Annotated in this window: 7 protein-coding genes and 1 pseudogene; 6 read left to right on the forward strand and 2 right to left on the reverse strand. The window is 65.9% G+C overall.

The features are described 5' to 3' along the window. Positions 1-2: 2 nt before the first annotated feature. The gene (drmB, locus tag C4U03_RS38705) at positions 3-1,781 is read left to right on the forward strand and encodes a DUF1998 domain-containing protein (protein WP_235018393.1); all 1,779 of its coding nucleotides are present in this window, start codon (positions 3-5) and stop codon (positions 1,779-1,781) included. Between the two features lie 123 nt (positions 1,782-1,904). Here drmB and C4U03_RS40880 read toward each other — a convergent pair whose 3' ends face one another. Next, positions 1,905-2,069 (reverse strand): hypothetical protein, encoded by a 165-nt coding sequence (locus C4U03_RS40880; protein WP_160147249.1) that lies wholly within the window; start codon positions 2,067-2,069, stop codon positions 1,905-1,907. A 370-nt stretch (positions 2,070-2,439) separates the two neighbouring features. Between C4U03_RS40880 and C4U03_RS40235 the strand changes: the two genes are divergently transcribed. From C4U03_RS40235 to C4U03_RS38735, 5 genes and pseudogenes are all read left to right on the forward strand, one after another. Then, positions 2,440-3,393, forward strand: a complete 954-nt coding sequence (locus C4U03_RS40235; protein ID WP_146087696.1) for a hypothetical protein — start codon at positions 2,440-2,442, stop codon at positions 3,391-3,393. Positions 3,394-3,625: 232 nt separating this feature from the next. Beyond that, positions 3,626-4,105, forward strand: coding sequence for a hypothetical protein (locus C4U03_RS38715; RefSeq protein WP_103944781.1), 480 nt, complete (start codon positions 3,626-3,628; stop codon positions 4,103-4,105). 555 nt (positions 4,106-4,660) lie between these two features. Further along, positions 4,661-4,954 (forward strand): carbamoyltransferase N-terminal domain-containing protein, encoded by a 294-nt coding sequence (locus C4U03_RS43115; protein ID WP_200827771.1) that lies wholly within the window; start codon positions 4,661-4,663, stop codon positions 4,952-4,954. An 18-nt stretch (positions 4,955-4,972) separates the two neighbouring features. Beyond that, positions 4,973-5,119 (forward strand): annotated as a pseudogene (locus tag C4U03_RS43120) (carbamoyltransferase C-terminal domain-containing protein); the annotation flags it as partial. Positions 5,120-6,207: 1,088 nt separating this feature from the next. After that, a complete protein-coding gene (locus C4U03_RS38735; RefSeq protein WP_103944784.1) occupies positions 6,208-7,416 on the forward strand; it encodes a 3'-5' exonuclease in 1,209 nt (402 codons plus the stop codon). Positions 7,417-7,442: 26 nt separating this feature from the next. Here the strand turns inward: C4U03_RS38735 and C4U03_RS38740 are convergent. Continuing rightward, positions 7,443-7,756: transposase family protein (locus C4U03_RS38740; protein ID WP_146087697.1), on the reverse strand; the 314-nt coding region annotated here is incomplete at its 5' end.

A 7,756-nucleotide genomic window follows, 5' to 3' on the forward strand; every position in this document is an offset into this window, starting at 1 on the left:
ATGTGAGCACCGGCAGGCCCATCGGCGGAGTCCGACGAGCCCAACTGATCACCACGTACGGCGTCGGCTCCATTGTCGCGGTCAACAGTGAGTCGTTCATGATCGCGGGGATCGACAGGTGGCCCGATCCGGAGGACCGCGGAGAACAACTGGTCCATGAACCCCGACTTCAGCGTCAACTCGGCGTACGGGGCTTCCGGCTCCCTCCGGCTTCGGACAACGAACGCCGTGGAGACGTCCCCGTCGTGCGGTTTCCCCTCTACCAGTCGTGTCCCGGTTGCAACCGTCTGGCCAAGGCCGGAGCCTTCGGTGTCAGGCGAAGCCCGGCCAAGTGCAAACGGTGCGACCGTGAACTCGTGCCCTCTCGCTTCGTGATCTGTTGCGCCAACGGGCACATCGATGACTTCCCGTACTTCAACTGGGTTCACAAAGGCTCCGCTCCGACCGGTGCGAGCGAGGACCCCCATGACATGAAGATCGAGGCATCGGGCCGCAGCGCTGCGCTCCGCGACATCATCATCTCGTGCAGCTGCGGCAAAAGGGTCTCCATGGAGGGGGCCCTCAGCAAGGCCGCACTGAAGGGGATCACCAGCTGTCCTGGGACGAGGCCCTGGCTGGGTAGCGCCTCTTCGGAGACCTGTGGTCAGATGCCGCGTGCCATGCAACGAGGCGCCTCTGGCGTCTGGTTCTCCGACGTGCGATCGGCCATCTCGATCCCGCCTTGGTCTGAGGGCGTTCAGAAGCTGATCGCCAAGCACTGGAAGAGCCTCGGCAAGGTCAAGGCGCTCCGCGAGCTGGTCGAGGACATGGAGTTGGCCGAGGGGACGCCGTACACGGTCGACGAGATCGTTCAGGCCGTCGAAAGGCGCCGGCGGATCGAGCAGGGTCTCGACGACGACTCCGAGGTCGATCTCAAGGCAGAGGAGTACGAGGCTCTCACCAAGACGACCGTCGAGAAATCCCGCAGGCAGGACTTCGTCTGTGTGCCCGCTCCCGAGGGCGAGGTCGATCCGTCATTGGCCATCGACCAGGTCATGCGGGTCAAGAGGCTGCGGGAGGTTCGAGTCCTTCAGAGCTTCACCCGCCTCGCCGCTCCGAGCCCGGCGGACGACAAGAAGCGACGGGCTCCGCTCTTCTCGGGAGACGACCGGCCCGACTGGTTGCCGGCCATCGAAGTGATCGGCGAAGGGGTCTTCCTCCGCCTTGACACCCAGCGGCTTGAGCAGTGGGAGAGCCGGTCGTCCGTCATCGGCCGCACCGCCCTCGTCGACGCCTCTTACCGGCGGCGTTTCGAACAGCAGGGTGCAAGGCCGGATCGAGGGATCACCCCCCGGCTCATGCTGGTGCACACCCTGTCCCACGCGATCATCAATGAGTGGAGTCTCGACTGCGGCTACCCCGCCGCCGCACTCCGGGAACGTCTCTACGTGTCCGAGAAGATGGCGGGGATCCTCATCTACACCGCGACCAGCGACTCGGCGGGCAGTCTGGGCGGAATCGTCGCCCAAGTGGAGTCCGGCGACCTGGGCGGTTCCATCCGCCGTGCGCTCGACCGCATCTCATGGTGCTCGTCGGACCCGCTGTGCATCGAGTCGCCGGCGGGCGGCGTGGACAACCTCAATCACGCCGCCTGCCACGCGTGCGTCCTGCTACCCGAGACCAGCTGCGAGGAGTTCAACACGCTCCTCGACCGCGCTCTTCTCGTCGGTACTCCCGACGATCAAGACCTCGGCTTCTTCGGTCCGGTGCTCTCCGCAACGACGCCCCACGGGGCGAGATGACAGCAGGAGCCTACTCACGTCAGTATTGAGAGTCCGCCGCCTCGGTGCGACAGCCGGAGGCTGTGCCAGCAGCCTTCCGATCATCCGCACCGAGGCGGACGAACGGGGGCGCTCCGCGACTGCTCAGGAGCGTCCCCAGAACCTGGTGAAGTTCCAGGTCAGGCGGGCCCGCAGGCCGTTGGCAGACCGCTTCCAGTGGAGGGCCAGGCGGGCCCGCCATCTGCACGCGTGGCGTCCGTGGTCACCGCCTTCAAAGTTGATCATGAAGTTCGCCATCCTCTCGCTCACCTCCTTCCAGGTGATTGAGTTCCTGATTTTGGACATGCTGAATCGAACATCGAGGCATGCCTGGTGTTGGAAATCGTCGGCGGATTTGCCGATGTCTTTTGTTCGGTAAAACCTCCCTCGATGGCCTGCTCAGGTGCCGACTGTCCGATTTTCGGTCGACATCTGGATTTCCGATTCCGCTGGAACGACAGCTGCCGTTCCAGGTACGGTAGCACTACTTGGGGCATCTGCCTCCAGGGGGTGCAAGGAGTGCGAGATATCGGTTCCATAGCTGTTCGCGTATTGGCCCGCATAAAGGTAGTTACTGTAGGGGGAGTGAAACCCCAGGTCGCTCATGCGGGCCAATCGGTGCGCGAGGGGAGGGGTGAGCATGGACGTGCGTGATGCCGCGCGACGGAAGGAGCGGGGCGAACGCCTGCGCGCCAGCTCGGAGGTCTTTGAGGTGGCAATTGACTCGTGTGCTCATGTGTGGCAAGCTGGCCGACTGAAGCGGCGTTCCATCGAGATTCGTACCTGCTTCATCGTCGGAGATCCCAACGGCAGGACTGCGCCTCTTTCGAGGTTGATTCGGCCACGCGGGATCGCATGGCAGGTTTACCTTTTGGCACTGTTCGAAGCGCAGTGCAGTCGCACAGGCGGGTCAGCGGTCCTGGCGAACAAACGGCCGCTCGTTCCCTCACGTCCTGGGGAGGTCGCTTGGTCGAACCTGGTGCTCCCCGAGATGCGCGAAGCGCTGATCGACCAGAGCAAAGTCGAGCGCCAGCTCAAGACCGCCCTCACCGCACTCGAGAAGGTCGACCTGGTCGTCCTGCCGGAACGTCCCCGTGCAAGGAACCGTTGTCAGGGCTTCAGGCTGCTCCACGAGAGTGCCGAGTCGACTCGTGTGACTCCCGTCATGTACACGGTTCCAGACCGTAACGAGCCCAGGATCGCCCTGCCCGTCGACTTCTTCACGAAGGGTTGGGTGCATGTGCTGTCGCCCGCCGAGACGGCCGTGTATCTGATGCTGCGTCACCTGAAGCTCAAGTACCCGAGGGAGCACGACCTCAAGGGCGTCTACGCGGCCGAGGCTGTGAGGGAAGGCGTATATGGCATACGAAGGGACACCTACGAGCGACACCGGGAGCTGGCCGCTTACGGGCTGATTCAGCTGATCCCTGACCCGAGCCGCCGTCCGGACGGGAAGATCCGCGGCTACCGAGCAGGCGAAGACGGCAGTCCGCTGAACCACCGCTTCCAGGTCCTTCCGGACAGCGCTCTCCGCCGCAACGCTCTCGAGGTGGTGGCCTCGTCGTCCGTGCGGGCCAATGCGTCAATGCAGTAGGCGGGGAGGTCTCTTGAGGTCTAGGAGTGACCAATGCGGCACAAGCCGTAATGAAGCCAAGCAGGTGGCCCTTGTGGCTATGGGGCGCTGACCGCCTAGTCGGGTTGCGCATGCGCGGAGCGAGAAGCTTTCCGGAGGGGCCACGCAGCCCTGCGGCCAGCCTCTGGCGGACCGTTTCCGCGCAGCGCCGACCTGTGACGGAGACCGATGATCGGTGCGTAGCCTTGTCGCCATGAGGTCGCGTGAGCAGCTGCTGGAGGTCATGGATCGCGTCTGCGCGGACGTGCGGGACAAGGCGGTGAACGCGGCCGAGGTCCCTGAACGGTTGGTCGTGGTGGCCGGCGGCACCGGGTCGGTGGCTCATCCCGAGGGCGTCGACGTCTACGAGGGCGGTGGTGTCATCGCCTTCGTCAACGACTCCGGAGTGCCGTTCGTCGAGCAGGCGGAACAGCTGATCGCCAAGGCCGTGACGCTCAAGCCGGAGGCGGTGCTCCTCGGAGGTTCGGCGCTCATCGGGCGTCCAGGCGGTGCCTACCGGCGAATCCTGGCGGTGCAGCTGTTCTCGGAGCTGCATGGAATCCGCATGGCCAGAGTCGCCGACGTCGATCCCTCTAAGGGACCCATTCGTTCAGTGGCGCCGTGGCGAGAGGCCAAGGCCGGTCCTCCCATGTGGGCGGAGGAGATCCTGACGCGGGCCGGCCACACGTCTTGATGCGATCGAGCGGCGCCTGGCGCGGTCATCGGGGACCGCTCGCCGGCCGACCTCGACGACCATGAAGATCCCAGGACCACCGAGGGGCTGATCGGCCTTGCCGTAGGTGGTGAGGGCCGCCCGTGCCATCGAAGATGGAGCGTGAAGCTGTCGACGGTACGGGAGGGCCTCGCGCCCGTCGGTATGTCGTTCCGGCGCTCCGGAGACGACTCCGGCAGCGGGAGAACCGGAGACTCGCCGGTGAAGACGTTTGTCACGCCAACCGCCGACCACGGCCGGAGGGTGTCGCTCATGATCCGATCATCGGCCGAGACCGTGATCAGGCGCATGTAGTGATGAGCGAAGAGACCGGACGCCTTCGAACGCCCACGCCCGGCTCACCGGCTCGGGGCTGGACCACCGCACGGTGCAGACCATCGCCGATCCCGCCTCTCTCGGCTACGCCTATGGCGCGGTCAGCCAGCATCTGGGATGGCGCCATGGTGATGAGGAGGGAATGGTGATATGGCGCTGGCCGCCTACGGCGATCCGGCCCGGTAACGCACCGAGCAGGTGATGCTTCACCTGGTCCGCCGGGCCGGTCTGCTCACCGGGGCGCGCACGCTGTGCATCGGCGGGGGAGCGGCGATGAACTGCGCGTCCATCGGCGGGATCGTCGAGCAGGCTGGATTCGAGGAGGTCTTCGTGCCGCTGGCACCGGACGACTCCGGAACGGCGCCCGGCTCACTTCGACGCGGTAGGCCTGCCCCCCGAGGAGATCAGCGGGCGGTGCTACCTTGGCCCCGCCTATCCCGACATCACGCTGCCCAGACGTTCTCGGCCCGGGTTGACCGCCGTCCGGATCGCTGAACCCATCTGCTTCCTGGCATGCCGGGCCGACGAACAGGAAGATCGTCGGTCTCTTCCAGGGGTCGCTTGGAAGCCAGCCCACGGGCCCTGAGCAACCGGTCGATCCTCGCCTTACCCTTGCGTGGGGACGTCGTCGACCGGCTCAACCGGGAGGTGAAATTCCGCGAGTCGTTCCGCCCGTTCGCCTCGGTCGTCCGGGCCGACAAGCCGGCCGACTACTTCGCCCTCGGCCGGCCCCCCGTCCATGTCGATCGCCGACGGCGTGACGGACCTGGCCGGATGCGCGACCCTCTCCATCGTCCACGTCAACGGCACCGCCCGCTTCCAGACCGCGACATGCGCGTAGAACCCGTTCCTGGCCGAAGCGCTCACCGCGTTCGCCGAGATCACAGGAGTGCCGGTACTGATCAATGCATCCCTGAACGTCAAGGGCAACCCATCTGCGGCACTCCCGACGCGACCCTGGACTGCCTTACCGCCTTCGGACTGGACGCGCTGCTGCTGGAGAACTGGTGGGTGACCAAGTCATGAGGAGCGGCTACAGCTTCTGGGGCTTCCTCGGCCCAGGCATCACCGACACCCCGACGAAGGACGCAGCCACCGCCGCACCCTCATCGACGGACTGCGCGGCCTCGGCCACCAGATCGCCTTCCTACAGCCCAATCGGGACCTGCACGAAACCGGCCACGATTTGTGAACCCGCCCTGCCCCCCTCACCCGGCGCGGTCGGCCTGCCGCTCCCGATCGCCGACGGAATCCTGGACGGCGTCAACGCCGACGAGTTGGCCGCGGGCGTCCGCGGCATCCCGCTCGTCTACGTTGGCAACCAGTACGACCGCGACGCCGCTCGACGCCTTCTTCGCCCTGGGCCGGCGCGGCCGTGCCCCACCTCGTCGAGGGACGGTGGCCGCACACGACCTGCTGGCACCCGACAGGTATGCCGCCCGCGGCCAGTCCACCCAGCGGGTCTTCGCAGCCGCCCTGTCAGGATGTCTTTCGCTGACCCCGGCGTACCTGTGCTCGGCCGAACTGGTCGTGCCCCCTGAACTGATCATCACGAACGGAACCGAAGCGGCGGCTAAGATCGGTGGCTTGCCCATATCGCCGGCACGGCGGCCCACGCCGACGTGATCCGGCGCTGTCAGCACCTGGAAACCTTCCGGCTCTCACGTCAGCTCGCCGTTCTCACCCGCCTTACTCGACGCTGGCCGTCAGGCCCGTCCACCACTTCGGCGACCTGGCGGGTAGAACGCATGAACGACTTCCCCATGCTCTCCCCGCTGGCCATCCTCTACCGTAGGCATCGGAAGAGGAACCTATGGGCTTCCATTGGAGGGATATTGGGCAGCACCCGCACCGCCTCAGAGTGGGCAGCTACCGTCCTTGCCGACCCGGACACGGTCATCCTGGACACCGAGACGACGAACTTGGTCAACGCCTATGCGGTTCAGATCGCTGTGATGGCCGTTGACGGGACCCTCCTACTGGACACCCTGCTCAACCCGGAAACACCCATTTCCGCCGGTGCCACGGATATCCACGGCATCACTGACGCCGATGTAGCCGACGCGCCCACGTTCACGGATATCGCTGACAGGCTCACCGAGGCCCTCGACGGTCGTCGCGTGGTCATCTACAACCGGGAGTTCGATAAGGACGTTCTTCGGCGAGAGCTGGACCGTCACCACCGGCGGACTGACCTGGCCGATGCCCCGGACTCTCTGCGGAAGGCCCATCCAGCCACCCAAGCATGGATGCGCCGCCCTCGCGCCTGGGAATGTGCGATGGAGCAGTACGCGGCATGGTGGGGTGACTGGTCCAGCCACTGGGGGAATTTCACTTGGCAACGCTTGGGCGGCGAGCACAACGCTGCTGGCGACTGTCGTGCGGTCCTGGCCAGGCTTTACGATATGTCCACCCATCCGGATGGTCCCACCTCGAACCACCCGTCACCCCGTAGGGCAGGGCGTGGCCGGACAACGCACGCACCTGCCCAGGATACCCGTGGCGTGAACGCCATGACCCCCCCTTCGCCGATCGCGGACTGTCCGGACTGTCGGCGATCGATGTCCACCGGTATGCGTCAGCCCCACTACGACCACGTCCATGTGGTCGAGGACCTACCTCGGGACTGCCGCAGCGACAGCCGCACCATCGTCCGAGGCTATGCGGTCGGCTTCGCTGGCACCAGAGGGTTTCCGCAGACCTGGATCTTCTTCGCAGACCTGGAACCGGCCATCGTCTTTGGACGCGCCGCCCGCATGTCGGCCTATGACATCAACAGCTACGGCGTGTACGAGGCCGCCCACGACACGTTTGTCGATCAAAGCCTCAACCGTAACGTGGCCACCCTTCACCTCAAGGCGGGGACGGACCTTCGCGACCATGACACCGAACGGCCGATCCTAGAGCGCTGGATACAAGGCTGCCATCCCCAATCGGCCTATTATGAAGCAGAGTAAATCCACTGAGGTTTTCTCAGCGAAAGTCACCGCCAGGCGTTGTTGAGGACGAGGGCGGCCTGGGTGATGGCGCCGATGCGGCCGGGGCTGAGGGTGACGTGGCGCAGGGCGCGCCAGCGCTGTTTCAGTTCGGCGGCGGCGCGTTCGCCGAGGGCGCGGGTGGCGCGGAGCAGCCGGTTGTAGGTGCGGGTGTCGGCGTCCAGGGGGCTGGGGATGTCCGGATGCGGGCGGCGTGGGGTGCGGATGCCGATTCCGGCGCCCAGGTAGCCGATGTCGGCGAGCACGACCAGGCCCGCGGCGGCGGCCGGGTACAGGGCCGGCAGGGCGTGCAGGCGGGCGG

It is taken from the genome of Thermomonospora echinospora (assembly GCF_900108175.1).
Classification (GTDB): domain Bacteria; phylum Actinomycetota; class Actinomycetes; order Streptosporangiales; family Streptosporangiaceae; genus Thermomonospora; species Thermomonospora echinospora.

Coding starts and splice junctions, on each gene's coding strand:
- C4U03_RS40235 (WP_146087696.1), top strand. CDS start 2,440: ATGGACGTGCGTGATGCCGCGCGACGGAAGGAGCGGGGCGAACGCCTG.
- C4U03_RS38715 (WP_103944781.1), top strand. CDS start 3,626: ATGAGGTCGCGTGAGCAGCTGCTGGAGGTCATGGATCGCGTCTGCGCG.
- C4U03_RS43115 (WP_200827771.1), top strand. CDS start 4,661: ATGCTTCACCTGGTCCGCCGGGCCGGTCTGCTCACCGGGGCGCGCACG.
- C4U03_RS38735 (WP_103944784.1), top strand. CDS start 6,208: ATGAACGACTTCCCCATGCTCTCCCCGCTGGCCATCCTCTACCGTAGG.